General features: G+C 69.9%; 26 protein-coding genes and 1 riboswitch. Of the genes, 10 read left to right on the top strand and 16 right to left on the bottom strand.

Annotated features, from left to right (window positions below; all coding sequences use genetic code 11):
* The 3 genes from QQY66_RS21405 to QQY66_RS21395 form a co-directional block, all read right to left on the bottom strand.
* Entirely contained in the window at nucleotides 1-930 is a 930-nt protein-coding gene (locus QQY66_RS21405) for a 1-phosphofructokinase family hexose kinase (protein ID WP_301981963.1), read from the bottom strand.
* Between the two features lie 131 nt (nucleotides 931-1,061).
* Nucleotides 1,062-2,273, bottom strand: coding sequence for an N-acetylglucosamine-6-phosphate deacetylase (gene nagA / locus QQY66_RS21400; RefSeq protein WP_301981962.1), 1,212 nt, complete (start codon nucleotides 2,271-2,273; stop codon nucleotides 1,062-1,064).
* Nucleotides 2,273-3,217 carry an ROK family protein gene (locus QQY66_RS21395; protein ID WP_301981961.1) on the bottom strand — a complete coding sequence of 315 codons (945 nt, stop codon included), beginning with the start codon at nucleotides 3,215-3,217 and terminating at the stop codon, nucleotides 2,273-2,275. Before QQY66_RS21395 ends, nagA begins: the two co-directional genes overlap by 1 nt.
* Before the next feature lie 176 nt (nucleotides 3,218-3,393).
* Here QQY66_RS21395 and QQY66_RS21390 point away from each other — a divergent pair, with 176 nt between their 5' ends.
* From QQY66_RS21390 to otsB, 3 genes are all read left to right on the top strand, one after another.
* Nucleotides 3,394-4,611 (top strand): extracellular solute-binding protein, encoded by a 1,218-nt coding sequence (locus QQY66_RS21390; RefSeq protein ID WP_301981960.1) that lies wholly within the window; start codon nucleotides 3,394-3,396, stop codon nucleotides 4,609-4,611.
* Between the two features lie 41 nt (nucleotides 4,612-4,652).
* The gene (locus QQY66_RS21385) at nucleotides 4,653-4,880 is read left to right on the top strand and encodes a DUF3263 domain-containing protein (RefSeq protein ID WP_301981959.1); all 228 of its coding nucleotides are present in this window, start codon (nucleotides 4,653-4,655) and stop codon (nucleotides 4,878-4,880) included.
* A 120-nt stretch (nucleotides 4,881-5,000) separates the two neighbouring features.
* Complete coding sequence (otsB, locus tag QQY66_RS21380) at nucleotides 5,001-5,849, top strand: trehalose-phosphatase (RefSeq protein WP_301981958.1); 849 nt, start codon at nucleotides 5,001-5,003, stop codon at nucleotides 5,847-5,849.
* Here otsB and QQY66_RS21375 read toward each other — a convergent pair.
* Nucleotides 5,817-7,226 (bottom strand): trehalose-6-phosphate synthase, encoded by a 1,410-nt coding sequence (locus QQY66_RS21375; RefSeq protein WP_301981957.1) that lies wholly within the window; start codon nucleotides 7,224-7,226, stop codon nucleotides 5,817-5,819. The two genes, otsB and QQY66_RS21375, sit on opposite strands and share 33 nt — an antisense overlap.
* 98 nt (nucleotides 7,227-7,324) lie before the next feature.
* Nucleotides 7,325-8,269 carry a glucosyl-3-phosphoglycerate synthase gene (locus QQY66_RS21370; protein ID WP_301987438.1) on the bottom strand — a complete coding sequence of 315 codons (945 nt, stop codon included), beginning with the start codon at nucleotides 8,267-8,269 and terminating at the stop codon, nucleotides 7,325-7,327.
* 158 nt (nucleotides 8,270-8,427) lie between these two features.
* Nucleotides 8,428-8,570, top strand: a riboswitch (SAM riboswitch).
* 18 nt (nucleotides 8,571-8,588) lie between these two features.
* On the opposite strand from QQY66_RS21370, the gene thrC reads away from it, so the two are divergent.
* The 5 genes from thrC to QQY66_RS21345 all read left to right on the top strand — a co-directional run bounded on the left by thrC (nucleotide 8,589) and on the right by QQY66_RS21345 (nucleotide 14,502).
* Nucleotides 8,589-9,872, top strand: coding sequence for a threonine synthase (thrC, locus tag QQY66_RS21365; RefSeq protein WP_301981956.1), 1,284 nt, complete (start codon nucleotides 8,589-8,591; stop codon nucleotides 9,870-9,872).
* Between the two features lie 98 nt (nucleotides 9,873-9,970).
* The gene (locus QQY66_RS21360; RefSeq protein WP_210577855.1) at nucleotides 9,971-10,246 is read left to right on the top strand and encodes a MoaD/ThiS family protein; all 276 of its coding nucleotides are present in this window, start codon (nucleotides 9,971-9,973) and stop codon (nucleotides 10,244-10,246) included.
* 408 nt (nucleotides 10,247-10,654) lie between these two features.
* Nucleotides 10,655-10,861 (top strand): cold-shock protein, encoded by a 207-nt coding sequence (locus QQY66_RS21355; protein WP_019057200.1) that lies wholly within the window; start codon nucleotides 10,655-10,657, stop codon nucleotides 10,859-10,861.
* Between the two features lie 320 nt (nucleotides 10,862-11,181).
* On the top strand, nucleotides 11,182-12,810 hold the full coding sequence (groL, locus tag QQY66_RS21350; RefSeq protein WP_301981955.1) for a chaperonin GroEL: 1,629 nt from the start codon (nucleotides 11,182-11,184) through the stop codon (nucleotides 12,808-12,810).
* 207 nt (nucleotides 12,811-13,017) lie between these two features.
* The gene (locus QQY66_RS21345; RefSeq protein WP_301981954.1) at nucleotides 13,018-14,502 is read left to right on the top strand and encodes an MFS transporter; all 1,485 of its coding nucleotides are present in this window, start codon (nucleotides 13,018-13,020) and stop codon (nucleotides 14,500-14,502) included.
* Between the two features lie 13 nt (nucleotides 14,503-14,515).
* On the opposite strand, the gene QQY66_RS21340 is transcribed toward QQY66_RS21345, so the two are convergent.
* From QQY66_RS21340 to QQY66_RS21330, 3 genes are read right to left on the bottom strand one after another with little or no spacing between them, the layout of a single operon-like run.
* Nucleotides 14,516-15,088, bottom strand: a complete 573-nt coding sequence (locus QQY66_RS21340; protein ID WP_301981953.1) for a hypothetical protein — start codon at nucleotides 15,086-15,088, stop codon at nucleotides 14,516-14,518.
* A 31-nt stretch (nucleotides 15,089-15,119) separates the two neighbouring features.
* Nucleotides 15,120-15,281: a type II toxin-antitoxin system RelE/ParE family toxin gene (locus QQY66_RS21335; RefSeq protein ID WP_301981952.1), complete on the bottom strand. Its 162-nt coding sequence runs from the start codon at nucleotides 15,279-15,281 to the stop codon at nucleotides 15,120-15,122.
* A 40-nt stretch (nucleotides 15,282-15,321) separates the two neighbouring features.
* Nucleotides 15,322-15,783 (bottom strand): helix-turn-helix domain-containing protein, encoded by a 462-nt coding sequence (locus tag QQY66_RS21330; RefSeq protein ID WP_301981951.1) that lies wholly within the window; start codon nucleotides 15,781-15,783, stop codon nucleotides 15,322-15,324.
* A 133-nt stretch (nucleotides 15,784-15,916) separates the two neighbouring features.
* On the opposite strand from QQY66_RS21330, the gene QQY66_RS21325 reads away from it, so the two are divergent.
* Nucleotides 15,917-16,774 (top strand): SDR family oxidoreductase, encoded by an 858-nt coding sequence (locus QQY66_RS21325; RefSeq protein ID WP_301981950.1) that lies wholly within the window; start codon nucleotides 15,917-15,919, stop codon nucleotides 16,772-16,774.
* Nucleotides 16,775-16,925: 151 nt separating this feature from the next.
* On the opposite strand, the gene QQY66_RS21320 is transcribed toward QQY66_RS21325, so the two are convergent.
* The 4 genes from QQY66_RS21320 to QQY66_RS21305 all read right to left on the bottom strand — a co-directional run bounded on the left by QQY66_RS21320 (nucleotide 16,926) and on the right by QQY66_RS21305 (nucleotide 20,715).
* On the bottom strand, nucleotides 16,926-18,938 hold the full coding sequence (locus tag QQY66_RS21320; RefSeq protein WP_301981949.1) for a zinc ribbon domain-containing protein: 2,013 nt from the start codon (nucleotides 18,936-18,938) through the stop codon (nucleotides 16,926-16,928).
* A 178-nt stretch (nucleotides 18,939-19,116) separates the two neighbouring features.
* Complete coding sequence (locus QQY66_RS21315) at nucleotides 19,117-19,662, bottom strand: DinB family protein (protein ID WP_301981948.1); 546 nt, start codon at nucleotides 19,660-19,662, stop codon at nucleotides 19,117-19,119.
* Nucleotides 19,663-19,688: 26 nt separating this feature from the next.
* On the bottom strand, nucleotides 19,689-19,892 hold the full coding sequence (locus QQY66_RS21310; protein ID WP_301981947.1) for a DUF397 domain-containing protein: 204 nt from the start codon (nucleotides 19,890-19,892) through the stop codon (nucleotides 19,689-19,691).
* Nucleotides 19,876-20,715, bottom strand: a complete 840-nt coding sequence (locus QQY66_RS21305) for a helix-turn-helix transcriptional regulator (RefSeq protein ID WP_301981946.1) — start codon at nucleotides 20,713-20,715, stop codon at nucleotides 19,876-19,878. Before QQY66_RS21305 ends, QQY66_RS21310 begins: the two co-directional genes overlap by 17 nt.
* A gap of 114 nt (nucleotides 20,716-20,829) precedes the next feature.
* On the opposite strand from QQY66_RS21305, the gene QQY66_RS21300 reads away from it, so the two are divergent.
* Nucleotides 20,830-21,075, top strand: a complete 246-nt coding sequence (locus QQY66_RS21300; RefSeq protein WP_301981945.1) for a hypothetical protein — start codon at nucleotides 20,830-20,832, stop codon at nucleotides 21,073-21,075.
* An 8-nt stretch (nucleotides 21,076-21,083) separates the two neighbouring features.
* On the opposite strand, the gene QQY66_RS21295 is transcribed toward QQY66_RS21300, so the two are convergent.
* The 4 genes from QQY66_RS21295 to QQY66_RS21280 are packed head-to-tail and all read right to left on the bottom strand — an operon-like array spanning nucleotide 21,084 to nucleotide 25,343.
* Nucleotides 21,084-21,923 (bottom strand): aldo/keto reductase, encoded by an 840-nt coding sequence (locus QQY66_RS21295; RefSeq protein ID WP_301981944.1) that lies wholly within the window; start codon nucleotides 21,921-21,923, stop codon nucleotides 21,084-21,086.
* 47 nt (nucleotides 21,924-21,970) lie between these two features.
* Nucleotides 21,971-23,389 (bottom strand): PTS transporter subunit EIIC, encoded by a 1,419-nt coding sequence (locus QQY66_RS21290; protein ID WP_301981943.1) that lies wholly within the window; start codon nucleotides 23,387-23,389, stop codon nucleotides 21,971-21,973.
* A gap of 16 nt (nucleotides 23,390-23,405) precedes the next feature.
* Nucleotides 23,406-24,341 carry an N-acetylmuramic acid 6-phosphate etherase gene (gene murQ / locus QQY66_RS21285; protein WP_301981942.1) on the bottom strand — a complete coding sequence of 312 codons (936 nt, stop codon included), beginning with the start codon at nucleotides 24,339-24,341 and terminating at the stop codon, nucleotides 23,406-23,408.
* Between the two features lie 54 nt (nucleotides 24,342-24,395).
* Nucleotides 24,396-25,343: a MurR/RpiR family transcriptional regulator gene (locus tag QQY66_RS21280; protein ID WP_301981941.1), complete on the bottom strand. Its 948-nt coding sequence runs from the start codon at nucleotides 25,341-25,343 to the stop codon at nucleotides 24,396-24,398.
* Nucleotides 25,344-25,377 lie beyond the last annotated feature (34 nt).

The raw sequence follows: 25,377 nt of genomic DNA, 5'->3' as shown, positions 1-25,377 counted from the left end.
TCAGGCAGCGCTGACTTCCCCGGTCACCGCCACCCGTCCCACCAGCTCCTCGTACGCCCTTCGGTCGAACTCGCCCGCCGCCGGCGCCAGTACGGTCGCCGCCGACAGGGCGATCGCTCGGGCCAGTCGGTCCGGCCACGGCAGGCGCTCGACGAGGCCCGACAGCAGGCCCGCGACCGCGGAGTCGCCCGCGCCGGTCGGGTTGCCGTGCACCGGGGTGGGTGGGGCTGCGCGCCAGCGGCCCTGTGGGGTCACCGCGAGCAGTCCCTCGGGGCCCAGTGACGCGACGACCGCGTGGGCGCCGCGGCGGCGGGCGTCCTGGGTGGCGCGGAAGGGCTCGTGGGAGCCGGTGAGCTCGGCGAGTTCGTCGGCGTTGGGCTTGATGAGGTCGGGGCGGGCGGCGACTCCGCGGCGGAGCGGTTCGCCGCTGGTGTCGAGGAGGACCGGGACACCCGCCGCCCTCGCGTCCCGGATCAGTCCCGCGTACGCGCCCACCGGTACGCCCGGCGGCAGGCTCCCGCACAGGGCGACCGCCGATGCCGACGGGAGCAGATCCTCGTATGCCTCCTGGAAGGCGGACCACTCGGCGGGGGTGATGACCGGGCCGGGTTCGTTGAGCTGGGTCGTGTCGCCGGTCTGTTCGTCCACGACGGCTATCGTGCGGCGGGTCGGGCCGGCGACCGGGACGAGGGCGTCCACCAGGCCTGGTGTGGTGGTGAGTTGGTCCTGGATGACGCGGCCCGTCGCGCCGCCCGTGAAGCCGGTGACCGTCACCTCGTGGCCGAGGGCGGCGAGTACGCGGGCGACGTTCAGGCCTTTGCCTCCCGGGCGTTCGGTCACCTCGGTCACCCGGTGCGTGGTGTGCGGCCGTAGCGCCCGTACGCGATAGGTGATGTCGAGAGCGGTGTTCAGCGTGACCGTGAGGATCACCTGGGCCGACCTCCCCCGATGAAATGCGGAATGCGCTCGCCGTCTGTCTGTCCGGATGTCAGATCATGCCAAAGAGACGGCCGCCGAGCCCAGTCCCGGGTCGGCCACCGCCTCGCTGACTGCCGGACGGATCAGCCCAGTTGGGGATTCACCACCCATTCACCCCGGCGCATGACGCCCTTCAGGTTGAAGTCGGTGTCGAGGATCACCAGGTCCGCGTACTTGCCCGGCTCCAGGGAGCCGATCGTGTCGTACATCCCCAGCAGCTTGGCCGGGTTGGCGGACAGGGCCGTGACCGTGTCCTCGACCGGGAGGCGGTCGATCGTCACCGCGCGCTTGAAGGCGCGGTCCAGGGTGAGGGTGGAGCCCGCGATCGAGCCGCCCTCCACCAGGCGGGCGACGCCCTCGCTGACCTCGACCTCCAGCGGGCCGAGCATGTAGCGGCCGTCGCCGAAACCGGCCGCGTCCATCGCGTCGGTGATGAACGCCACGCGGCTCGCTCCCGCGTGGTGGAAGGCGAGTTGGAGGGAGGCGGGGTGGAGGTGCGTGCCGTCGTTGATCAGCTCGACGGTGATGCGGTCGTCCTCGAGGAGGGCGGCGATCGGGCCCGGCGACCTGTGTCCCAGCGTCGGCATCGCGTTGAAGAGGTGCGTGGCGACCGTCGCGCCCGCCTCGATCGCCTCCACCGTCTGCTCGTACGTCGCGTCCGTGTGGCCGATCGCCGCGATGACGCCGTGCTCGGCGAGGAGTCTCACGGAGTCGATGCCGCCCGGGAGTTCGGTCGCGAGCGTGACCATCTTCGCCTTGCCGCGCGCCGCGTCGATCAGTTTGCGGACCTCCGCGGGGTCCGGGTCCCGCAGCAGTTCCTCGGAGTGCGCGCCCTTGCGGCACGGTGAGATGAACGGGCCCTCGAAGTGGATGCCGGCGACGTCGCCCTGCTCGGCGAGTTCGCTGAGCAGGCCCGCGCGCTGGACCAGGAAGTCCATGTCGCCGGTGACGGTGGAGGCGACGAGGGTGGTGGTGCCGTGCAGGCGGTGGGTGTGGATGCCGGTGACTACGTCGTCTGGCGTGCCTGAAGTGAACGAAGCTCCACCGCCGCCGTGGTTGTGGATGTCTACGAATCCCGGTACCAGCCAGTGGTCGGTTACGTCGATGACCTGGGCGTTTTCCGGGGCGGTTGCGGCGATTCGGGTGCCGTCGACGATCACTGAGCCGTCTTTGGCGGTTCCCGTCGGCATGACCACGTTGGCACCGGACAGGATGAGGGGCGCGTTCGCCGTCGCGGGCTGCGGGCCGGTGGGGGCTTGTCGCGCAGTTCCCCGCGCCCCTGGGGGGGTTGCCATCAGGTCGTTACCTCCGTGCGGTCAGTTGTGTCGAGGAGGTCCCAGGCCAGCAGGCCGGCACCGAGGCAGCCCGCGGTGTCGCCCAGGGCCGCGGGGACGATGGCCGGCAGCTTCTGGAAAGTGATGCGCTCTTTCACCGCGTCCCGCAGCGGTGTGAACAACGTTTCCCCCGCTTCGGCCAGGCCGCCACCGATGATGAGTGTGCGCGGGTCCAGCAGGGTGAGGGCGGTGGTCAGGCCGTCGGCCAGGGCGGAGATGGCCTGCTGCCAGACGCCCTGCGCCTTCGGGTCGCCCGCCTCGACCGCCTTCGCGCAGTCCGCCGCGTCCGCGTCAGGGTTCCCGGAAGCCTTCGCCCAGGCTTCGCTCACCGCCGCCGCCGACGCGTACCGCTCCAGGCAGCCGACCTGACCGCAGGGACAGGGGGCCCCTGCCGGTCGTACGACGATGTGGCCGATCTCGCCCGCGAAGCCGTGCGCGCCCGACTCCACGCGGCCCTCGATGCCGATCGCGCCCGCTATGCCGGTGCCGAGGGCGACGAAGAGGAAGCGGTCGGTGCCCTGGCCCGCGCCGATGCGGCCCTCGGCGAGGCCGCCGGTGCGGACGTCGTGGCCGAGGGCTACGGGGACGTTGCCGATGCGGGCGGCGAGCAGGTCGCGCAGGGGTACGTCGCGCCAGCCGAGGTTGGCCGAGTAGGCGGCGATGCCGTGGTCCTCGTCGACGATGCCGGGGACGGCGACTCCGGCGGCGGCCGCGGGCTCGCCGAAGGTCTGGTCGCCGTACGCGCGTAGCTCCGCGGCGAAGTCGAGGATGCTCTCGACGACGGCCCCGGGTCCGCGCTCGCGGCCGGTGGCGCGGCGGGCCCGGTGCAGCAGTTCGCCCTTCGCCCCTACGAGGGCGGCCTTCATCCCGGTGCCGCCCACGTCGAGGGCGATGACATGTCTCACGGGGACAGTGTGGCCCGTGGACCCACAAGAGGTCTAGTCCACTCGCGTGGTGTAGACCTTATGGCTACGTTTTCGAAAGTTTTCGCGATGGTGATGCGCGATCGCGATGGTGGGGCAGGAGAGCTGTGCAGGGGCGGAAGAGGACAGGGGCGATCGCGGTGGTGTCCGCTCTGGGCATGACGGCGGTGCTCGGCGGCTGCGGCCTCGGCGGTGACGCGGACGAGGTGACCCTGAAGCTGGTCGCGGCCGACTACGGCGACAGCGCGGCCAACAGCTCCGAGAAGTACTGGGGCAAGCTGGTCGACGCGTACGAGGCCGACCACCCCGGGGTGAAGATCGAGGTCAGCGTCTACTCCTGGAACGACGTCGACCGCAAGGTCAAGGAGCTGGTCGACGCCGGCAAAGCCCCGGACATGGCGCAGATCGGTGCGTACGCCGACTACGCGGACAAGGGCCTGCTCTACCGCGCCGACGACCTGCTCTCCATCACCACCCAGGCCGGCTTCGCCTCCCAGCTCGCGAAGGCGGGGCAGGTGAACGGGGTGCAGTACGGCATGCCCTTCGCCGCCTCCACCCGGCTGCTGTTCTACAACAAGGACCTCTTCAAGAAGGCCGGCCTCACCCCGCCGACCACCTGGGACCAGCTCGCCGCCGACGCCGCGGCGCTGAAGGCGGACGGGGTGAAGTACCCGTACGCCCTGCCGCTGGGGCCGGAGGAGGCACAGGCCGAGACGATGCAGTGGCTGCTCAGCGGCGGGGGCGGCTACACCGACGGCTACGGCACCTACGGCATCGACTCCGCGCAGAACGTCGACACCTTCACCTGGCTCAAGGACGAACTCGTCGGCAAGGGCCTGACCGGGCCCATAGCGCCGGGCGAGCTGAACCGCGCCGCCGCGTTCGCCGCGTTCGCCAAGGGGGACGTCGGCATGCTCAACGGGCACCCCTCGCTGATGAAGATCGCCGCGAAGAAGGGCGTGAAGTTCGGCATGGTGCCGATGCCCGGCGTCGACGGTGAGAGCGACGCCACGATGGGGGTCGCCGACTGGATGACGGCGTTCGAGAAGAACGGGCACGCCGACGAGGTCGGAGACTTCCTCGACTTCGTGTACGACGAGAAGAACGTGCTGGACTTCTCGCGTGAGTACGACCTGCTGCCGGTCACGCGGGACGCGTCCGCGACGATGTCGGAGGCGAAGCAGGACGCCGATCTCAAGCCGTTCCTGGACGAGTTGCCGCTCTCCGAGCTGTATCCGGTCGGCAAGACGTCCTGGGCCGAGGTCAGCGTGGCCGTCAAGAAGCGGATCGGGCAGGCCGTGGCCTCCGGCGGCAATCCGTCGGCGGTGCTGAAGCAGCTGCAGGCGACGGCGGTTTCGGCCGCGAGTGCCGAGTGACTGCGGGCGCGCTGTCAGTGGCGGGGGATAGCGTGCGGGGCATGGAGCAGCTGGGCCGCAGGGAGCAGGACATCCTCGCGCTCGAACGACGGGGCTTTCCGGGGCCGGGCGCGAAGGAGCGGGCGATACGGGAGGAGCTGGGGTTGGCGCCGGTGCGGTATTTCCAGCTGCTGAATGCTCTGCTGGACGACCCGAGGGCACTTGCGCACGACCCGGTGACGGTGAACAGGCTGAGAAGGGTCAGGGAAGCGCGGCGCGCGGAACGCTGACGCTCCGCTGGTAGTGCCGGGGTGTGTCGTCTTTTGGCTGCGGCGGCGTCGTGGCTGGTCGCGCAGTTCCCCGCGCCCCTGACGGGGCGCTGACCCGGCCTGCGTGGATATGGTCGACCTATGGGCAGCCCCGTGGACTCTACAGACGAACCCTTGCCGACCCCCGTCACCCAGCTCGGCCGGGCCGGGCTCGCCGCCATCCTCCAGCGGCCCGGCAGGGCGGTGATCGCCCTCGACTTCGATGGGACGCTCGCGCCGATCGTGGCGGATCCGGAGCGGGCGCGGGCGCATCCGGGCGCGGTGCCGGCGTTGGCCGCGCTGGCGCCGAAGGTGGCTGCCGTAGCGGTGATCACCGGGCGTCCGGCGGAGGTCGCCGTCCGGCACGGCGGCTTCTCCGGTGTTCCCGGCCTGGAACATCTCGTGGTCCTCGGCCACTACGGCGCCGAGCGCTGGGACGCCGTCACCGACACCGTCACCGCCCCGCCGCCGCACCCCGGAGTCGCCGCCGTCCGCGCGCAGCTGCCGACGCTCCTGGACGGGACCAATGCCTGGATCGAGGAGAAGGGCGGCCGGGCCGTAGCCGTGCACACGCGTCGTGCCGATGATCCCCAGGCCACCTTCGAGGCCCTCCGCGAGCCGCTCGCCGACCTCGCCACTCGCCACGGCCTGATCGTCGAGCCCGGTCGCCTGGTCCTCGAACTACGCCCACCGGGCATGGACAAGGGTGCGGCCCTGACTGACCACGCTCGCGAAATCGGCGCCGAGTCCGTCCTCTACGCCGGCGACGACCTCGGCGACCTTCCCGCGTACGCCGCCATCGACGAGCTCCGCTCCGACGGCACCCCCGGACTGCTGGTGTGCAGCGGCAGCGACGAGGTGACCGAGCTGAGGGAACGGGCGGATGTGGTGGTGGACGGTCCGGCGGGGGTCGTACGGCTACTGGCGGAGTTGGCGGCCCGTATCGGGTAGGGCGTCCAGCTGGTCCAGGAACCACTGTGCCGGCGGCAGTGACGTCGCTGCCGCCGACAGCCGCTTCGTCCGCTCCCCCCGCTCCCCGGCCGGCATCGTCAACGCCTCGTACAACGCCTCGGCCGTGCCCGTCACGTCGTACGGGTTCACGGTGATCGCGTCCTCGCCCAGTTCCTCGTACGCCCCCGCCTCCCGCGAAAGCACCAGCACGCACCCCTCGTCGGAGACGACCGGCATCTCCTTGGCGACCAGGTTCATGCCGTCGCGGATCGGGTTGACCAGGGCCACGTCCGCGAGCCGGTACGCCGCCAGCGAGCGGGCGAAGTCGTCCTTCACGTGCAGCACGACCGGCGTCCAGTCCGCCGTGCCGTACCCGGAGTTGATCTCCTCCGCGAGCCGCTGCACCTCGGCCGTGTACTCCCGGTAGACGGCGAGATCCTGTCGCGACGGATACGCGAACGCGACATGCACGACCCGCCCGCGCAGCTCGGGGTGGTCGTCGAGGAGCTGCCGGTACGCCAGCAGGCCGCGCACGATGTTCTTGGACAGCTCGGTGCGGTCGACCCGGACGATGGTCTGCCGGCCCGGGCCGATCTCGGCCCGCAGTGCGGCCATCCGTTCCTCGACGTCGGTCTCGTGCGAGCGCCGGCGCAGGAAGTCGGCGTCGGCGCCCAGCCCGTGCACGCCGACCCGGGTGTCGCCGAGCCCGCCGACGAGGGCCTCGGCGCACGCGGTGAACGCGTCGGCCCAGCGGTGGGTGAGGAAGCCCAGCCGGTCGGCGCCGAGCATCCCGCGCAGCACCTGCTCGGAGATGTCGTCCGGCAGCATGCGGAAGTACTCGACCGGCGCCCACGGCGTGTGCGAGAAGTGGCCGATCCGCAGGTCGGGGCGGAGTTCGCGGAGCATGCCCGGCACCAGCGTCAGGTGGTAGTCCTGCACCAGCACCGCCGCTCCGGCCCCCGCCTCCTCCGCCAGCGCCTGGGCGAACGCGCGGTTGTAGCGGACGTACGACTCCCACTGCCGCCGGAACTCCGCGTCGAAGACCGGCTCCAGCGGCGTCTGGTACAGCAGGTGGTGGACGAACCAGAGGACCGAGTTCGCGATGCCGTTGTACGCGTCCGCGTGCACGTCGGCCGGAATGTCCAGCATCCGCACACCGGACTCGCCGACTCCGCGCCGTACCGCCTCGCGGTCGCCGTCGCCGAGGGCCGAGCAGACCCACAGGGCGTCCGCGTCCGGCCCGATCGCGGAGAGACCGGACACCAGCCCGCCGCCGCCGCGTTTGGCGTGCAGCGAGCCGTCCTCGCGCACCCCGTACGAGACGGGGCCGCGGTTGGAGGCGACCAGTACCTGCGCAGCACCGAAGGTTGCAGCCATACGCCTCAACCTAGCCCAGGCCAGAACCGCTCAAACGTACGGATCAGCCGTATACAACCGGCGCGTTCCGTTACGCCACGCGCACGCCATGCGCGCATTTACGCCGCTTTGCGGGACTGGTACTCGGCGATGTCGGCCATCGGAGGCCGTTCCTCCGTGTCCACGGAGTAGGTGCGGGGTTCGAATCCGTCCTCGCTCCGTTCGAACTGGGTGAGGGAGGGGCGGATCAGATGCCCGCGGGCCAGCCTCAGCTGGGCCGTGCGGTAGATCGCGGCCGACATCCGGCCCAGCGCCTGGCCGTCCTGGTGCCGGTGCTTGCGCACGCCGACGTCGACCTGGGCGAGGGCGTCGAGGCCCACCAGATGCAGGGCGTCTACCAGCATGCCCAGCTCCACGCCGTAGCCGACGGGGAACGGGAGCTGTTCCAGCAGGGAGCGGCGGGCCGCGTACTCACCGCCCAGCGGCTGGACGAATCCGGCCAGCTGCGGCCAGTGCATGTTGAGGAGCGGGCGGGCCATCAGTTCCGTCACCCGGCCGCCCTGGCCTGCCGCGCCGCCGAGCGGACGGTCGTACATCCCCTTGACGAGGTCGACCTCCGGGTCGGTGAGCAGCGGGCCGACGATGCCGGAGACGAAGTCCGACTTGAACTCCTTCAGGTCCGCGTCGATGAAGCAGACGAGGTCGCCGCTGGTGACGAGGAGCGAGCGCCACAGGACCTCGCCCTTGCCGGGGACGGCCGGAATGCGCGGCAGGATGTCGTCGCGGTGGACGACCCGGGCGCCCGCGGCGGCGGCCACCTCGGAGGTGCGGTCGGTCGATCCCGAGTCGACGACGACGATCTCGTCGACGAGCGGGACCTGGTGCATGAGGTCGTGACGGATCACGGCGACGATCTCGCCGACCGTCTCCTCCTCGTTGAGCGCGGGCAGCACGACACTGACGGTCTGGCCCGTGGCGCGTTTCGCGGCGAGGATCTTGTGAAGCGGGCGATCGGTCAGGGACCAGGAGCGTGTGCTCAGCCAGCGCTCGACTTCTTCCAGCACAGTAAGCGGCTCCTCACTGTCGCGGATCACGACTGGAGGTGTGTGATCCATCTCGCGGTTCGGACGACTATCTCAACTGTCCTGGCCTTCGGTTACAGTCTTGAACAACGCTGATGACCATCGCATGTCGCGGGTCGTTCGCGTCTACAACTGAATACCGCTCATCCAGAGGGGCAGAGGGATACGGCCCGTTGAAGCCCCGGCAACCCTCCAGTCGGTCTCGTCTTCCACAGCGAGGCTCCCGGCTAGGGAAGGTGCCAAATCCGTCTCACGGCGAGATGCGTCGTGAGAAAGATGAGGAGAAAGGGCCTCGCCTCACATGGCTGCGCAGACAGTTGCAAGCACCACCCACACCGTGGACCTCGGCCCCGCCGCGGCCCTCTCGTGCCGCGAATGCGGTCACCGAGTACCCCTCGGCCCGGTCTTCGCGTGCGAGGAGTGTTTCGGCCCGCTCGAGATCGCCTACGACTTCTCGGCCTACGACGCCGAAGAGCTGCGTAAGCGGATCGAGGCGGGACCCGCGAACATCTGGCGGTACGCACCGCTGCTGCCCGTCCCCGCGGACGTGGCCGACAAGCCCAACATCAACCCGGGCTGGACCAAGCTCGTCAAGGCCGACAACCTCGCGCGCGAGCTGGGTGTCGACGCCGGCAAGCTCTTCGTCAAGGACGACTCCGGCAACCCGACGCACTCCTTCAAGGACCGGGTGGTGGCGCAGGCGCTGGAGGCGGCGCGCGCCTTCGGCTTCACCACGCTGTCCTGCTCGTCGACGGGCAACCTGGCCGGTGCTGTCGGTGCCGCCGCAGCGCGGGCCGGCTTCCGTTCGTGCGTGTTCATCCCGCACGACCTGGAGCAGGGCAAGGTCGTCATGGCCGCGGTCTACGGCGGTGAGCTCGTCGGTATCGAGGGCAACTACGACGACGTGAACCGCTTCTGCTCCGAGCTGATCGGCGACCCGGCCGGCGAGGGCTGGGGTTTCGTCAACGTCAACCTGCGGCCGTACTACGCGGAAGGGTCCAAGACCCTGGCGTACGAGATCTGCGAGCAGCTCGGCTGGCAGCTGCCCGACCAGCTCGTGGTGCCGATCGCCTCCGGCTCGCAGCTCACGAAGATCGACAAGGGTCTGCAGGAGCTGATCAAGCTCGGGCTCGTAGCGGACAAGCCGTACAAGATCTTCGGCGCGCAGGCCGAGGGCTGCTCGCCGGTTTCCATCGCCTTCAAGGGCGGCCACGACGTCGTCCGGCCGCAGAAGCCGAACACGATCGCCAAGTCGCTGGCGATCGGCAACCCGGCGGATGGCCCTTATGTCCTGGACATTGCTCGCCGTACCGGCGGTGCGGTGGAAGACGTGACGGACGAGCAGGTCGTCGATGCGATCAAGTTGCTGGCGCGGACGGAAGGTATTTTCGCCGAGACCGCGGGTGGGGTGACAGTGGGCGTCACGAAGAAGCTCATCGAGGACGGTGTTCTCGACCCGACTCTCACCACGGTCGTCCTCAACACCGGTGATGGTCTCAAGACCCTTGACGCGGTTGCCGGCACGGGGCTGACTGCGACCATTCGTCCCAACCTGGACTCGTTCCGGGAGGCGGGTCTGGGCTAGGGCCCGTCCCATTTGATTTCGTCTGCGGGCCGGTGGGGGCTGGTCGCGCAGTTCCCCGCGCCCCTGAAGGGGCGCTGTACTGACCGGAGGTTCAAGTCATGAGCGTTAGCGTCCGCATCCCTACCATCCTGCGCACCTACACCGGCGGTGCGGCCGAGGTTTCCGCCGAGGGTGCGACCCTCGCCGACGTGATCTCCGACCTGGAGAAGAACCACACCGGCATCGCCGCCCGCATCCTCGACGATCAGGGGAAGCTGCGGCGGTTCGTCAATGTGTACGTCAATGACGACGACGTCCGTTTTGAGCAGGGGCTGGAGACGGCGACGCCGGACGGGGCCGGTGTCTCGATCATTCCGGCGGTCGCGGGCGGCTGAATCACGCATTGTTCATCGAATGGCCCCCTCCGTGAGAGAAGCGGAGGGGGCCATTCTCCATGGTTGAGCACGGTACAGTTGGGGAACCTGCTCGCGCTTTCATGCCGGGCGCATATGAGTTCCGCCCGCACGGCCGACAAGAAGTAGCCAAAGTACGCGGGCCTTTTGCGTCATTCGCTCCTTTTATTGGGTCCGACTTGCCCTGGATTTTTACAAATTCTCCGCATTTCGCCGACCGATCGCGCCCAGATTTCTCGTCCGATTGACCTGTTGCAGACGGCAGTTGGACAGATACATTCAGCCGCGGTCGACGCGTTCCGGCGCACGCCCCCAACCGTGGGGGGTGAGGTCTGACCCGGATCCGCGAAGTGTGGATCTGTGCAAGGGCCAGTAATAGGGGAGTTAGGCATGGCTCAGGGCACCGTCAAGTGGTTCAACGCGGAGAAGGGGTACGGCTTCATCGCGGTCGACGGTGGTGCGGATGTATTCGTCCACTACAGCGCGATTCAGATGGACGGCTACCGCACCCTGGAAGAAGGTCAGCGAGTCGATTTCGAGATCTCGCAGGGCCAGAAGGGGCCGCAGGCGGACATGGTCCGTCTGGCGACCAGCTGAAGCACGCGCCGACTGACTGCAGCGACGTTCTTCTGTTCTTCTTCGGAGGGCTCGTTTCCCATGGGGAGTCATGGGTTGCGAGCCCTCCGGCATGTCCGGACCCCTTGCCGCGCCTGAGGATCACTGAGGAGCGCTTGCACTCGGCATGGGCGAGTGCTAATCATTGGCGTTAGCACTCTGCAGGTGAGAGTGACAACCAGGACCGGGTCGGTGAGGCCCGCAGGCCGGGTGGGGCAAGGAACCACAGGCCGGCGAGCCGTCCGTCGCGGGCGCCAGCGCGGTCCGGAGCAATCCACCCCAGTCCGGGAGGACCACTTCACATGGCCAAGATCATCGCGTTCGACGAGGAGGCACGGCGCGGTCTCGAGCGCGGGATGAACCAGCTCGCCGACGCCGTCAAGGTCACCCTTGGCCCCAAGGGCCGGAACGTCGTCCTCGAGAAGAAGTGGGGCGCCCCCACGATCACCAACGATGGTGTTTCCATCGCCAAGGAGATCGAGCTCGAGGACCCGTACGAGAAGATCGGCGCCGAGCTGGTCAAGGAAGTCGCCAAGAAGACGGACGACGTCGCCGGTGACGGTACGACCACGGCGACCGTTCTCGCCCAGGCCCTGGTCAAGGAGGGCCTGCGCAACGTAGCCGCCGGCGCCAACCCGATGGCCCTCAAGCGCGGTATCGAGAAGGCCGTCGAGGCCGTCTCCGGTGCCCTCCTTGAGCAGGCCAAGGACGTGGAGACCAAGGAGCAGATCGCCTCCACGGCCTCCATCTCCGCCGCCGACACCCAGATCGGCGAGCTCATCGCCGAGGCGATGGACAAGGTCGGCAAGGAAGGCGTCATCACCGTCGAGGAGTCCCAGACCTTCGGTCTGGAGCTCGAGCTCACCGAGGGTATGCGCTTCGACAAGGGCTACATCTCGGCGTACTTCGCCACCGACATGGAGCGTATGGAGGCGTCGCTCGACGACCCGTACATCCTGATCGCCAACTCCAAGATCGGCTCCGTCAAGGACCTGCTCCCGCTCCTGGAGAAGGTCATGCAGTCGGGCAAGCCGCTGCTGATCATCGCCGAGGACGTCGAGGGCGAGGCCCTGTCGACCCTGGTCGTCAACAAGATCCGTGGCACCTTCAAGTCCGTCGCCGTCAAGGCCCCGGGCTTCGGTGACCGCCGCAAGGCCATGCTCGGCGACATCGCCATCCTCACGGGCGGCGAGGTCATCTCCGAGGAGGTCGGCCTCAAGCTGGAGAACGCGACCCTGGACCTCCTGGGCCGCGCCCGCAAGGTCGTCATCACCAAGGACGAGACCACCATCGTCGACGGTGCCGGCTCCTCCGACCAGGTCAACGGCCGGGTCAACCAGATCCGCGCCGAGATCGAGAACAGCGACTCGGACTACGACCGCGAGAAGCTCCAGGAGCGTCTGGCGAAGCTGGCCGGCGGCGTGGCCGTCATCAAGGCCGGTGCCGCCACCGAGGTCGAGCTCAAGGAGCGCAAGCACCGCATCGAGGACGCCGTTCGCAACGCGAAGGCGGCCGTCGAGGAGGGCATCGTCGCCGGTGGTGGCGTGGCCCTGCTCCAGGCCTCCACGGTCTTCGAGAAGCTGGACCTGGAGGGTGACGAGCTGACCGGCGCCAACGCCGTGAAGCTCGCCCTGGAGGCCCCGCTCAAGCAGATCGCCGTCAACGGTGGTCTCGAGGGCGGCGTCATCGTCGAGAAGGTGCGCAACCTGCCCGTCGGGCACGGTCTGAACGCCGCGACCGGTGAATACGTCGACATGATCGCCGAAGGCATCATCGACCCGGCGAAGGTGACCCGTTCCGCTCTGCAGAACGCCGCCTCCATCGCCGCGCTGTTCCTCACCACCGAGGCCGTCATCGCCGACAAGCCGGAGAAGGCCGGTGCCGGCGCCGGCGCCGGTGGCGGCATGCCGGGCGGTGACATGGACTTCTGATCGACTCCGGTTGATCGTCTGTCCTTCGACCGAGGGCGGTACTCCCTGTTCGCGCAGGGGGTGCCGCCCTCGGGCGTTTCCGAGGGGCGCTGATCCGCGCCTTCTCCGTCGCCGTGCAGGGGCGTTGAATGTGGCGCTTGATTAAGTCAATCAACTGACTTAAGGTTGCCTTGGTCAAGCTTATTGCGCTCCTACGGAGGCCCCGTCATGTCCGACGCCCTTGCCCGTCCCGCCGAGGCGGCAGGCTCTGCCCCGCCGAGGCCGAACGCCGTGGTGGCGGTGCTGGCCTTCGCCGGAATCGTCGTCTCGCTGATGCAGACCCTGGTCATCCCGATCGTCCCGGAGCTGCCCAAGCTGCTCGACGCCCCCGCCTCGGACACCGCGTGGGCGGTCACGGCGACGCTGCTCGCCGCGGCCGTGGCCACGCCGGTCGTCGGCCGGCTCGGTGACATGTTCGGCAAGCGGCGGATGCTGCTGGTCAGTGTCGTGATGCTGATAGCCGGTTCGGTGGTCTGCGCGCTGAGCGAGTCCCTGGTCCCGATGATCATCGGCCGGGTCCTGCAAGGCCTCGCCTCCGGTGTGATCCCGCTCGGCATCAGCATCATGCGGGACGAACTCCCCGCCGAACGGCTCGGCTCCGCCACGGCCATGATGAGCGCCTCCCTAGGCGTCGGCGGCGCCCTCGGACTGCCCACCGCCGCGCTCATCGCCGACAACTTCGACTGGCACGTCCTGTTCTGGACATCGGCCGCACTGGGCGTCGTAGCACTCGGCCTGATGCTGACGCTCGTACCGGAGTCGAAGGTGCGCACCGGCGGACGCTTCGACCTGGTGGGCGGTCTCGGCATGGCCGCGGGCCTGGTCTGCCTGCTGCTGGCGGTCTCCAAGGGCGCGGACTGGGGCTGGGGCAGCGCCACCACGATCGGACTGTTCCTGTCGTCGGTCGTGATCCTGCTGCTGTGGGGCTGGTGGGAGCTGCGCACCGAGCAGCCGCTGGTCGACCTGCGCACCACCGCCCGCCGCCAGGTCCTGGTCACCAACCTCGCCTCGATCGCCGTCGGCTTCGCGATGTTCGCGATGTCCCTGGTCCTGCCGCAGCTGCTCCAGCTGCCCGCGCAGACCGGGTACGGCCTGGGCAGGTCCATGCTGATCGCCGGTCTGGTCATGGCACCGTCCGGCCTGGTCATGATGGCGACGGCACCGGTCTCCGCCGCGGTGTCCAAGGCCCGTGGCCCGAAGGTCACGCTGATGATCGGTGCCCTGATCGTGGCCGCCGGCTACATCCTCAACATCGTCCTGATGTCCGAGGTCTGGCACTTCGTCCTGGTGTCCTGCGTCATCGGCGCCGGCATCGGCTTCACCTACGGCTCGATGCCCGCGCTCATCATGGCTGCCGTGCCCGCGTCGGAGACGGCCGCGGCGAACAGCCTCAACACCCTGATGCGGTCCATCGGTACGTCGACGGCGAGCGCCATCGCCGGTGTGATCCTGGCCCAGATGACGACGGACTTCGGCGGCTACGCCCTCCCGTCCCAGAACGGCTTCAAGGTCGTCCTGGCCGTGGGCGCCGGAGCGGCGCTGCTGGCCTTCGCGGTGGCCTCGCTGATCCCGCGCCAGCAGCAGGCGCGGGTGGGGGCGGCGCGGGTGGCGTCGGAGCCGGCGGGGGAGGCGGGGGCGGCGGTGAAGTCGTAGGGGACGCTGGTGTTCACAGGTTCCCGAGCGGCTCGATGTCGACGTGCACCGGCGTGCCCCACACGCGCAGCACCTCGTAGTCGGTGAACTCGTGCACCAGCCGGTACGCCATGGCCGGGCGCGGTCCGCGTCGCTGGGCGGCGAGATACAGCTCGGCCTCGCGCCGGTCACGGCGCGGGGTGCCGCACAGCTGCCAGACCTGGCCGTTCCACATCTCCGGCAGCCAGCGCTGCTGCGGCTGCGGACGGTCGTCGCGGACGCCGTACCGGGAGGGGACGGGGGAGGTGGGCTGGGGGAGCTGGGGCGCTGTTCCGTTGATCTCGGAGCGGCGGGCGGCGCGGCGCCTGGTCTCGCAGAGCAGGCACAGGTCGTGGGCGCTCTCGTCGACCGGGCCCGTGGGGTGCTCGGGGCAGCGGGTGGCGGGGGCGGCAGTGGTGCCGCTCTCGTCGAGGAGGTCGAGGGCGCGGCGGAGGTCGGCCTTGACCTCGTGAAGGCGCGCGTCCGGGGTGTCGGTGGTGAGCGCCTCGCCGTGTTCGCCGAGGAGGCGGAGGGCGCGGCCCAGGGCGGTCAGCTGGGCGTGGTTCATGGGGTGGCTCCGGGGCTTGCGGGGGCCTTGGTCAGGTACTGCGGCCGACCTTCAGGACAGGGACGGTGACGGTGTCGCCGTCCGGTCGGTACAGCACACGCCAATTTCCCACGTGCAGCCGGTAGTAGCCGGAGCCGCCCAGGGCGCGGGCCGCCTCCGGGCGTCGCCTTGGCGCCCACGGGGTCGGCGGCACGGAGCCGTCGGAACTCGTTCGTGGCGTGGTGCTCCCAAGATCAGGAGTCGCGCTGTCCCGCCGCCGCTGTCGACTCGGAGGGCTCAGAGGACGCGGGCTGGCGTGCGGCGTCGTAGCGTTGCTGGGTCGCGGTGATCTGCGGTAGCGCGCTTTCCAGTAGCTCGATCACGCCGATCAGCCGGTCGGCGACCTGGGCGCCCAGTGGGGTGAGGCTGTACTCCACGCGCGGCGGGATGGCGCTGTGCTCGTGGCGGTTGACCATGCCGTCGCGCTCCAGGGCGTGCAGGGTCTGCGACAGCATCTTCTCGCTGACCCCATCGACGCGGCGCCGTAGCGCGTTGAAGCGGTAGGGGCCTTCCCGTAGCGCCGCCAGGGCGAGGGCGCCCCACTTGCTGGCGATGTGCTCCAGGACCGGCCGGGAGGCGCAGGCGCGGGCGAAGACGTTGGGGACCCACTGGTCGGTGTCGTCGCCGTCGGAGGTGGTGGGGCTGGACACGCTCATGCCGGCCAGTCTAGTTCATCCACAATGAACAAGTAAGCACTAGGGAATGGTTGGCACTTTCTAATAGTTAGTGCTTCATGTGGGTGGGCGGCGCCGGGATGGCGTCGCCACACCAGCCCACCGAAGGATTCGCATGATCACCGTCACCGGAGCCACCGGCCACCTCGGCCGACTCGTCATCGAGGACCTGCTCGCCCGCGGCGTCGCCGCGGGCGACATCGTCGCCGCGGTCCGCACACCCGACAAGGCCGGCGACCTCGCCGACCGGGGCGTGATCGTCCGCGAGGCCGACTACACCCGCCCGGAGACACTCACCACCGCGTTCGCCGGGACCGACCGCCTGCTGCTCGTCTCCAGCGACGACATCGGACTGCGCGTGCAGCCGCACGTCAACGCCATCGACGCCGCGGCCAAGGCCGGAGTCGGCCTCGTCGCCTACACCAGCCTCCTGGGCGCCGACACCTCCGGCATGATCCTGGCCGCCGAACACGTGGCCACCGAGCAGGCCCTGGCCGAGTCCGGCCTACCCCACACCCTGCTGCGCAACGGCTGGTACGTGGAGAACTACACCAGCATGCTTTCCATGGCCCTGGAGCACGGCGCACTGGTGCGCAGCACCGGCCAAGGACGCATCTCCGGGACGGCCCGTGCCGACTACGCCGGCGCCGCCGCCGCTGTACTGACCGGAGAAGGCCACGCCGGCGCCGTCTACGAACTGGCCGGCGACACCGCCTTCACCCTGACCGAACTGGCCGCGATCATCACCGACGTCAGCGGAACCACCGTCACCTACCAGGACCTGCCGCCCGAGCAGTTCGCCGCGATGCTGGTGGGCGTGGGCGTGCCCGACGGGATCGCCAAGGCCCTGGCCGACTCCGACCTGGCCGTCAAGCGCGGCGCGCTGTACAGCGACAGCACCGACCTCACGCGCCTGCTGGGCCGGCCCACCACGACGCCGACCGAGGTCGTACGCGCCGCCCTGGCCTCCTGAGAGCCTGTCGGGTAGCTGATCATGTGCGAAATGTGACGGCCGGGTTCTGCCCTCCAGGCATGGCGACGGCCCCGGAATGATCAGGTGGTGTGTGCCGGTGCGACAACTCCGAGGCCGTCAGCGGCCCATGCTGTCCGTCCAGCGTCTCTGGTCAGCTTAGTGATCCCATGTCAGACATGGTGTCTGGCGTGGGATCTGCCCATCGTGGAGGGGTGGCGTGGGCGTGCAGGTGGAATCCTGCGCCCCGTGCTGCTCCTCGTGGCCGGTGTCGGCTGGATGGGGGTTCCCCCGGCCGGAGGCTGGGGGAGGGTGGTGTGCTGATCGTCGTCACGCCCTGGTGCCGGTGGGCTGCGCGGGGCAGTCTCCTCCGGCCCGGTGGTGCGTGCCCCTCCGGACGCTGGCCCGCCGGACCCGAGGGGCCGGTGGGGGAGGGTGCCCTGCGTCGCCTGGGCGCGGGGCGTGTGGGTTTCCGCCGGGTGGGGCCGGTCTTGGACCGGTCGGCCCGGCTGGTCGGGGCGGTCTCGGTGATGACCGCTTGGGTTTCGAGCGTGTCGACCACCGTGCGGATCACCATCTGCCTGGTGGCCCGGTCGGTGACGGTCCTGGCCTGGTGGGTGAGGCCGCGGGCGGCGATGCGTTGCCAGGCGCCGTGGTCGCGGTCGCCCTGCCAGCCGCATCCGGCCCGGTCGGGACAGAGAGCCCATTTCCAGCCCGGTGCGGTGGGGCGGTCGGGGGCTTTGCGGTGCCGTAGCGGGGTGAGGCATCGGGGGCAGTGCCGGGAGGTGTTGCGGGGCGGGACGGTGACGACGGCGATCCCGGCCTCTGCGGCGAGGTGGCGCATGTGGTCGGCGATCTGGCCGCGCACCGTCTGAGACAGGCGTGTATTCGTGGTGCGGCCCATGCCGCCCGCTTCCATCGACCGCAGGTCTTCCAGATAGATGACCGTGGCGTGGGCGGCGATGGCCTGGTCCACCGTCCAGCGGGCGGCGGCCCAGGCAAGGGCGTCGTTGAGGTTCGACCTGCGGTCGGACACGAAGCGGATCTCGCCGCGCAGCACGCCGTGTCTGCCGGAGAGCTCGTGTTGCTCGGCGGCGTCGATGAGCCGCTCATACTGGTCGGCCTTGGCGTGCAGGTGTTCCGACAGGCGCCGCAGCCGGTGCTGCCGGGCCAGGACTCCGGCGGCCCCGAACTGGCCGCCGTGACCGAGCGCGGTGATCCGCCCGTCGTCGTGCAGCCGGGCCGCGCCCGCGCTGAGCAGGGTATTCAGGCCCCAGTCCACGCCGAGCGCCACGGTGTGGCCGGTACGGCGGGCCTTCGGCACAGCGTGGGTGTAGGCCAGGTCGGCGCGCACCTTTCCGCTCGCGAGGCGCAGGGTGGGCAGGTGCAGCACCGCACCGGGCGGGACCGTCGGCGGCAGCGTGATCGGGCAGGCCACCCATGTCCAGTCCCGGTAGGAGCGCGGGTCGGGCCGGGTGGGCAGTTGCAGACGCAGCAGCGCCCGTTGCGGGTCCTCCTCGCCGCGTTCGATGGTGGCCTGCTGCCCGTCACACGCCGACAGCAGCAGCATCCGCGCCACCCCGGGCGGAGCCTCCAGCTCGAACACATCGGCCGGCAGACGGCCGTTCTCCGCAGCGAAGGCGGCGATCTGCCGGGTGCGGGAACGGATCACACTCGACGGGAGGTGCTCGCCGTCAGGGATCGCCTCGCGGACCGTATCCCACTCCTCAGGTGTGCGCTTGCCTGGTTCGGCGGGCCACGTCGTGCGGACTCCGGTGGTGAGGTCGGCCCGCCATTTCGCCGACCGCAGCGTACGTCCGGCCTGTTCCTGGGCCATGCGCACGATCCGGTCGTTGACCCTCACACCCCCGGCCGGGGCGGCCGTCCAGTCCAGCCTCCGCAGCGCCATCCACGCATTCGACGGCAGCTTTTGCCCGCCCGCGTCCTCACCGGAGGCGAGGGTGTCCACATCGGTGGCGTTCCAATGCTCGGCCAGCAGTTCGGCGGCCATGCCGGAGACCAGATCGGCGGCCCAGCCGACCCGCTGTGCGAGCACGGCGGCCGACAGGACCTCGCCCGTCTTCTCCACCACGCCCGGACGCAGCAGTCCACGGGCGCAGGCGGTCCGGGCCGTCTCACCCTCGCCCAGCGGCAGCTTCCGGCTCACCGGCCCCCCTTTCCCGCCCGTGATGCTGTCATCCGATCAACGACACTCCCGCGAAAAGGTCACGCATTCGATCCACGCACTCAGATACGACCGAGACCGGCACCGGACACACGTAACGACACCAACGGACGACACATCACTACGGATACCGAAGGAAACACATGAGCCTCGGGACCGGTCAGCCCATGCTCTTCGCACCGTCCAGGGACTCCCGGATGATGTCGGCGTGACCGGTGTGCTGAGCCGTCTCGGCGATGATGTGCAGCAGCGTCCTGCGGGCCGACCAGTGCGCGTCCGCTTCGAACCAGGGGGCTTTCGGCAGCGGGTGCGAGGCGTTCAGATCGGGCAGCGTGGTGACCAACTCGGCCGTACGGTACGCCACTTCCTCGTACTCCTTCAGTACGCCGACCAGCGTCTCGTCGGGCAGCATGCGGAACTCGTCGACCCGCTTGGCCCAGTCGGCCTCGGTCATGGCGGTGAAGTCGCCCATCGCCGAAGGGCCGTTCAGGATGAAGTCCACCCAGTTCCGCTCCACCGACGTGACGTGCTTGATCAGGCCGCCCAGGCACAGTTCGCTGGCGGTGGTGCGCTGACCGGCCTGTTCGTCGGTGAGGTCGCGGGTGGTGAAGCGCAGGAAGTGCCGCTGCTTGGCCAGCGCTTCCAGCAGGTCGGTGCGCTCGTCGGTGGCGGTGGCGGCGGCGGTGGTGTGCGTGGTCTCAGTCATGACAGCCAGGCTAGGAGCCCTTTAGGTCAGATCCTGACCGCATTGACGAAGGCCGACCAGGCCGACGCCCGGAATACGAGCTTCGGGCCGTCGGGGTTCTTGGAGTCGCGGACGGGGACGAGGGTGGGGTGGCCGTCGGCTACTTCGAGGCAGTCGTTGCCGCCACCGCCGCTGTAGCTCGACTTGTGCCAGGTCGCCGTGCTCAGGTCGTAGTCAGGGATGTTCCTCATGGGCGTAATCCTGCGCCAACGCCTCGATCATTGCCAGGGACTTCTCCGGCGAGAGTGCGGAGGCCGTGAGGAGTTCGAAGGTGAACCTCAGCCGGGCGACAGTGGCCGGGTCGTCCTCCAGGCGTCCGGTGCCGACCCCCTCGAAGTAGACCAGTGGAGGGGCGTCCTCGAAGTCCATCAGCTTCAGCGAGCCCTCCATCGCCTTGTGCGCCCCCGCGCTGAAGGGCAGCACCTGCACGATGACCCGGCCCCGGCGGGCCAGGCCCGCGACGTGGCGCAGGGCCTCCGCCATCACCGCTGGGCCGCCCGTCACCCGGCGCAGCGCCCCCTCGTCAAGCACCGCCCACAACAACGGCTTTGTTGGGTGGTCGAGTAGACGGGTCCGCGCCATCGTGCCGTCCACCCACTCCTCGATGGTCTCCTCCGGCGCCGTCGGGTCGTACGCGCGGTTCACCGCCCGTGCGTACCCGGGCGTCTGGAGCAGTCCGGGGATCAGCAGCGGCGCGTACTGGCGGATCGCCGTGGCTTCTGCTTCCGCCTCCGCCGCCTCCGCGAAGTGCTCGGGATAACGGGACCTGGCCGACACCCCGCAGTTCCGCTGGAAGAAGTCTCCCGTCCCCAGCACTTCGTCCAACAACCGCGCATGATCCGGCTGCATCCTTCGCGTACCGGCCTCCAGTTGGCCGATGAACGAGCCGCTGACGAAGATCCGGCCGCCCAGTTCCTCCTGGCTCAGCCCCGCCTTCTCGCGCGCATGGCGCAGCTCCGCCCCCAGCAGGGCCCGGGGTGAGGACGAAGGGTCGAGGTCTTTCGGTCCTGACATGGGCAACTCCCGGTCGTACACATGGGGTTGTTGGGACGCCGTATATGGCCAGGTTAAACAGCTCACCGCCACTCTGTGTGCTGAATCGCAAACTCACCGTGGAGGTAGGGAAACGTGCGCTCGACCGAAGAGATCGTGGAGTCGCTGCGGGACGCCCTCGCCGGGATCGATGTCGTGTTGCCGTCGCTGTGCGTGGACCCGGTGACCGGTGCGAGCGACGAGCCGTTCGCCTTGGTCGACCTGGGGCGGTGCAACGTACGGACGGCCGAGTATCTGGCGGACGTGCTGCGTTCGATGTCGACGGAGGAAGAACTGCGGGTCCGGGTACGGCAGGTCAACCGGGAAGGGCGGCTGCCCTGAGTTCCTGGTTACGCGGCGTGGAGCTTGTCCAGGCGCGCGATCTGTTCCTCGGTGAGTTCCAGTTCCGCCGCCGCCACGTTCTCCTCCAGGTGAGCCGTGTTCGCCGTCCCCGGAATCGGCAGCATCACCGGCGAGTGTGCGAGGAGCCAGGCCAGCATCACCTGCGTCGCGGTGGCGTCGACCTCGGTCGCCACCGCGGCGATCTCGGCGGTCGTGCCCGATGTGCCGTGGGCGACCGGGCGCCACGGCAGGAAGGCGATGCCCGCTGCCTCGCAGGCCTCCAGGACGGGCTCGTACTCGCGGTCGAGCAGGTTGTAGCGGTTCTGGACGCTCGCGATGTCGGCGACGGTCCGCGCCTCGGCGAGTTCGGCGACCGTGACTTCGGACAGGCCGATCCGGCCGACCTTGCCCTCGGTCACCAGCTCGCCGAGCGTGCCGACCTGGTCGGCCACCGGGATCTCCGGGTCGATGCGGTGCAGTTGGAGGAGTTCGATGCGGTCGAGGCGGAGTCGGCGCAGGGCCGCGTCGACGCCTGCCCGCAGCCCGGCGGGGCTGGCGTCCTGGCGCCACTCGCCGTCGACCCGGGAGATGCCGGCCTTCGTGGCGACGAGGAGGTCATCCGGGTACGGGTGCAGGGCCTCGGCCAGCAGCTCCTCGTTCGCGCCCCAGCCGTACATGTGCGCCGTGTCGATCAGGGTGACGCCGAGTTCGACGGCTCGTCGCGCGACCGCGACGGCTGCTTCTCGCGCGTCAGCCGGTTCCGTCGGCAGGTGCATCGCCCCGAATCCGAGCCGTCCCACCTCAAGGTCCCCGCCGATCCGGAACGTGGTCATTGCTGCCGATGCCATGCGGCCACGCTACGTGCTTTGCGGGTAGTGCCGCGAGGGGGCTTTGGTCAGCTGCGGGTCCGCTGTGGCTGGTCGCGCAGTTCCCCGCGCCCCTTTGGGGCGTTCAGGCCCCCGAAGAGATACGTCGCCGCGAACCCCACCCCATACCCCGTCACCAGCCCACCCGCATACACCGCCACCGTCACCGCCCACCCCCCGTCCCCCGCGAGCAGCGGAAACAGTGCCCAGCCCGACGGTCCGATCGCCGTCGCCCCCACTCGCTCCCCGAGCATCGCGAACAGGCCCACGAAGCCGCCGCCCGCCGCTCCGCCCGCGCAGGCGGTCAGGAACGGCCGGCCCAAGGGGAGGGAGACGCCGTAGATCAGCGGTTCCCCGACGCCCAACAGCCCTGCCGGGAGGGCCGACTTGATCGTCGTACGGATGGAGGTGTCGTGGCGCAGCCGGACGTACACCGCGAGCGCCGCGCCGACCTGGCCCGCGCCGGCCATGGCCAGGATGGGGAGCAGGGTGGTGTGGCCCTGCTGGTCGATCAGCGTCACATGGACGGGGATCAGGGCCTGGTGGAGGCCGAGCATGACGAGGGGGAGGAAGAGGCCGCCGAGGATCAGGCCGGCGAGCGCGCCGGTCGTCGTGAGGAGCCAGTTCGCGGCTGTGCCGACGGCGGTGGAGATCTCGCCGGCCGCGTACATGAGGCCGTAGAGCGTGGCCAGGCCGGAGACGAGGACGGTCACGGTCGGGGTGAGGAGGACGTCGAGGGTCTCGGGAACGCGGGTGCGGCACCACTTCTCGATGTACGTCCCCAGCAGCGCCGCCGCCAGCGCGCCCAGCACCCCGCCCTGGCCGGGAGCGAGGGTGACCCCGAACGCCGTCACCTTCGCCACCCCGGGGTACACGACGATCGCCGCCACCGCCCCGCCCAGCACCGGTGTGCCGCCGAACTCCTTCGCCGTGTTGTAGCCGACGAAGACCGCGATCAGGGCCATGAAGGCGGAGGCGACGGCGGTGAGGGCGGGGGTGAGGCCGGGCAGCCAACCGGCGTTCAGCAGCAGGCCGTTGACGCCTGCGAGGATGCCGCAGCCGATGAGGGCGGGGATGAGGGGGACGAAGATGTTCGCGATGCGGCGGAGGGTGTGTTTGAGCGGGGTCGCGTTGCGCTGACGCTGATCCTCTCTCAACTCCACTCCACGCGAGGCCAGTTGAGCAGCCGACGTCACCAACGCCTCGAACTCCGGCGTCACCCTCGCCACCACCCCCGGCCCCAGCACGATCTGGTACGTGTCGTCGTCGGCGACCACGCCCAGGACGCCGGGCACGGCCCGTACGGCTTCGTCGTCGACCAGGGAGCGGTCGGCGAGGCCCAGGCGGAGGCGGGTCATGCAGTGGGCGACGGAGGTGATGTTCGCGGGGCCGCCGACCAGGGGGAGGAGGGCGGCGGCCGTGGTCGCGGGGGTGTGCGGGGTGTGCATGCGGTGAGCGTGCGGGCTAGCCCCTCGCCGCCGCCAGCGCGGCGCGCAGATGGCCGCCGGACTCCTCCAGAAGGCGGGCGGCCGTCGGGCCGTCGACGCCGGTGAGGATGGTCAGGATCGCGTTCTTCACCTCGCCGTCCGTGGCCGCGAGCGCGGCCTCGATCTCCTCGTCCGACGCGCCGGTGGCGAGGGCGACGATACGGCGGGAGCGGGCGCGCAGCTTCTCGTTCGAGGCGCGTACGTCGACCATCAGGTTCCCGTACGTCTTGCCCAGCCGGATCATCGTGATCGTCGAGAGCATGTTGAGCACGAGCTTCTGCGCCGTGCCCGCCTTGAGGCGGGTGGATCCGGTCACCAACTCCGGCCCTACGACGATGTCGATGCCGTGATCGGCAGCCGCCGCGAGCGCGCTGTCCGCGTTGCACGCCAGACCGACGGTCAGCGCACCCAGCTGCCGGGCGTGCTCCACGGCACCGACGGCGTACGGGGTGCGGCCGGAGGCGGAGACGCCGACGACCGTGTCGAGGGCGGTCAGGCCGAGTCCGTCGAGGTCCCGTCTCGCCAGCTCGGTGGAGTCCTCGGCGCCCTCGACGGAAGTGACCATGGCCTCCGGGCCGCCCGCGATCAGGCCGACGACGTGGGTGGGGTCGGTGTTGAAGGTGGGCGGGCACTCGGAGGCGTCCAGCACACCGAGGCGGCCGGCGGTCCCGGCACCGGCGTAGACGAGCCGGCCGCCGCGGGCCATCCGCTCGGCCACGGCGTCGATGGCGGCGGCGATCTGCGGGAGCTTCGCGGCGACGGCGGTGGGGACGGTCGCGTCCTCGCCGTTCATCAGCCGGGCGATCTCAAGGGTCGGCAGCTGATCGATCTCGGAGAGTTCGGGCCGGAAGGCTTCCGTGGTCAGCGATTCCAACTCGGCACGGACGTCGCGCTGAGGAGAGGCGGAGGTCATGAGGCGGCGGCTCTTTCACTCAAGGTCACTCAAGGATCAGGGGCGGACTTACGTCTACCGCGAACCATTCCGATGCCGATGCGCCAGCGCCTCATAAGACGCCGACAACGCGGGCGCGGCCGTTTCGTACGTCCGCTGCGCGACCCCGATGAACAGGCAGTCCACGACGAGGAGCTGACTGGTGCGGGACGACATCGCGGCCGGCCGCAATTCACTCTCCCGGGCCGTGGACGTCGTCAGCACATGATCGGCGTACTGCGAGACGGGCCCGTCCGGCCGCCCCGTGATCGCGATCGTCGTGGCCCCGTGCTCGAACGCGACCCTGAGCGGCTCGATGACGTCCCCCGTGGACCCGGAGTGCGTGATCGCGATCGCCACATCACCCCCGCGGAGCTGCACCGCGTTCGTCACGGCGAGGTGCGGATCGCTGTGCGCGTGGGCTATCAGACCTATCCGCAGCAGCTTCTGGGTGAGGTCCTGCGCGACCAGCCCGGACGCCCCGACGCCGTACACATCGGCCCGGCGCGCGGAGGCCAACGCCGACACGGCCGCGCCCAACTGCACCGTGTCCAGCCCGGCCGCCGTGTCCGCGAGGGTCTGCTGCTCGTCGTAGGCGAGCTTGGCGACCACGTCGGCGATCGGGTCGTCGACGGCGATGTCGGTGGTGAGCGCGGGGGCGCGCCCGGACTGCTGCTGTGCGGCGAGCCCGGCGAGGGCGAGGCGCAGATCCCGGTAACCGGGGTAGCCGAGCAGACGGGCGGTGCGGACGACGGTCGCCTCGCTGGTGCCGGTGAGTTCGGCGAGGCCGGTGACCGTGAGGGCGGCGCAGCCGGCCGGGTCGTGGGCGACGGCTTCGGCGACGCGCTGCATGGAACGGGTCATCGAGGGGGCGAGGGTGCGCACCTTGGCCGCGAGAGCGGCGGGCGCGGGTGGCGCGGGTGGCGCACCGCCAGGTCCGGTGCCGGTGCCGGTGCCGAAACTTTCCTTCACTTCCTGGGTCACTCTTGAAAGATATTTTCGGGTCGGTGTGGTGGTC

Origin of the sequence: Streptomyces sp. DG2A-72 (genome assembly GCF_030499575.1) — a bacterium.
Lineage (GTDB): Bacteria > Actinomycetota > Actinomycetes > Streptomycetales > Streptomycetaceae > Streptomyces.
Note: the sequence above shows the minus strand (reverse complement) of the source record. Positions and strands in the feature narration are given on the sequence as shown.

Coding starts and splice junctions, on each gene's coding strand:
- QQY66_RS21345 (WP_301981954.1), top strand. CDS start 13,018: ATGTCCGACGCCCTTGCCCGTCCCGCCGAGGCGGCAGGCTCTGCCCCG.
- QQY66_RS21325 (WP_301981950.1), top strand. CDS start 15,917: ATGATCACCGTCACCGGAGCCACCGGCCACCTCGGCCGACTCGTCATC.
- QQY66_RS21385 (WP_301981959.1), top strand. CDS start 4,653: ATGGAGCAGCTGGGCCGCAGGGAGCAGGACATCCTCGCGCTCGAACGA.
- groL (WP_301981955.1), top strand. CDS start 11,182: ATGGCCAAGATCATCGCGTTCGACGAGGAGGCACGGCGCGGTCTCGAG.
- QQY66_RS21315 (WP_301981948.1), bottom strand. CDS start 19,662: ATGACTGAGACCACGCACACCACCGCCGCCGCCACCGCCACCGACGAG.
- QQY66_RS21305 (WP_301981946.1), bottom strand. CDS start 20,715: ATGTCAGGACCGAAAGACCTCGACCCTTCGTCCTCACCCCGGGCCCTG.
- QQY66_RS21330 (WP_301981951.1), bottom strand. CDS start 15,783: ATGAGCGTGTCCAGCCCCACCACCTCCGACGGCGACGACACCGACCAG.
- QQY66_RS21355 (WP_019057200.1), top strand. CDS start 10,655: ATGGCTCAGGGCACCGTCAAGTGGTTCAACGCGGAGAAGGGGTACGGC.
- QQY66_RS21310 (WP_301981947.1), bottom strand. CDS start 19,892: ATGAGGAACATCCCTGACTACGACCTGAGCACGGCGACCTGGCACAAG.
- nagA (WP_301981962.1), bottom strand. CDS start 2,273: ATGGCAACCCCCCCAGGGGCGCGGGGAACTGCGCGACAAGCCCCCACC.
- QQY66_RS21390 (WP_301981960.1), top strand. CDS start 3,394: ATGACGGCGGTGCTCGGCGGCTGCGGCCTCGGCGGTGACGCGGACGAG.
- QQY66_RS21290 (WP_301981943.1), bottom strand. CDS start 23,389: ATGCACACCCCGCACACCCCCGCGACCACGGCCGCCGCCCTCCTCCCC.
- QQY66_RS21375 (WP_301981957.1), bottom strand. CDS start 7,226: ATGGCTGCAACCTTCGGTGCTGCGCAGGTACTGGTCGCCTCCAACCGC.
- QQY66_RS21295 (WP_301981944.1), bottom strand. CDS start 21,923: ATGGCATCGGCAGCAATGACCACGTTCCGGATCGGCGGGGACCTTGAG.
- otsB (WP_301981958.1), top strand. CDS start 5,001: ATGGGCAGCCCCGTGGACTCTACAGACGAACCCTTGCCGACCCCCGTC.
- murQ (WP_301981942.1), bottom strand. CDS start 24,341: ATGACCTCCGCCTCTCCTCAGCGCGACGTCCGTGCCGAGTTGGAATCG.
- QQY66_RS21360 (WP_210577855.1), top strand. CDS start 9,971: ATGAGCGTTAGCGTCCGCATCCCTACCATCCTGCGCACCTACACCGGC.
- thrC (WP_301981956.1), top strand. CDS start 8,589: ATGGCTGCGCAGACAGTTGCAAGCACCACCCACACCGTGGACCTCGGC.
- QQY66_RS21340 (WP_301981953.1), bottom strand. CDS start 15,088: ATGAACCACGCCCAGCTGACCGCCCTGGGCCGCGCCCTCCGCCTCCTC.